The organism is Pseudomaricurvus sp. ABR4_320 (assembly GCF_056159445.1).
The window spans coordinates 1-641 of the sequence record NZ_JBSWVF010000080.1 but is presented as its reverse complement, the minus strand read 5'-3'; the positions used below and the strand labels follow the sequence as shown (position 1 = coordinate 641).

Sequence of the window (641 nt, the reverse complement as noted above, 5' to 3'; positions counted from 1 at the left end):
GGTGGTCCACACCGCCGGTTGGCCACTGGCCGAGAACGGCGCGGCCGGTGGTAGCTTTCTGTATCACATCGATGACTGCCAGGTGGTGTGTGGATTGATCACCGATCTGTCTTACAGCAATCCCTATCTCAGCCCCTTCGATGAATTCCAGCGCTACAAACATCATCCAGTGGTGAAGCAATACCTGGAAGGCGGACAACGCATCAGTTACGGCGCTCGCGCCATTACCAAAGGCGGCATTCAAGCCCAACCGAAGATGCATTTTCCTGGAGGACTGTTAATTGGTGACGATGCCGGCACCTTGAACTTTGCCAAGATCAAAGGCACCCATACGGCGATGAAATCCGGCATGGTGGCGGCGGAATGTGTGGTCGCAGCCCTGGCAGCTGAGCGCAGTAGCGATGATTTGACGGAATTCGACAGCGCCTACAAAGAATCCTGGGCTTATAAAGAGCTCTGGACCCAGCGCAATTTTGGCCCGGCCCAACACAAATGGGGCAACATTCTCGGCTCCGCCTACGCGTTTATCGACATCAATCTGTTTAACGGCATGCTGCCCTGGACACTGTCGGATCCAGTACCCGATCACGCGCACCTGAAGCCGGCCAAAGACTTTTCGCCGATCAGCTACCCCAAACCCA

At 55.7% G+C, this 641-nt stretch carries 1 protein-coding gene; it reads left to right on the top strand.

The annotated features are described in order from the left end of the window. A partial coding sequence (locus ACXAFR_RS27445; protein ID WP_475183379.1) for an NAD(P)/FAD-dependent oxidoreductase occupies window positions 1-641 on the top strand: 641 nt, incomplete at both ends.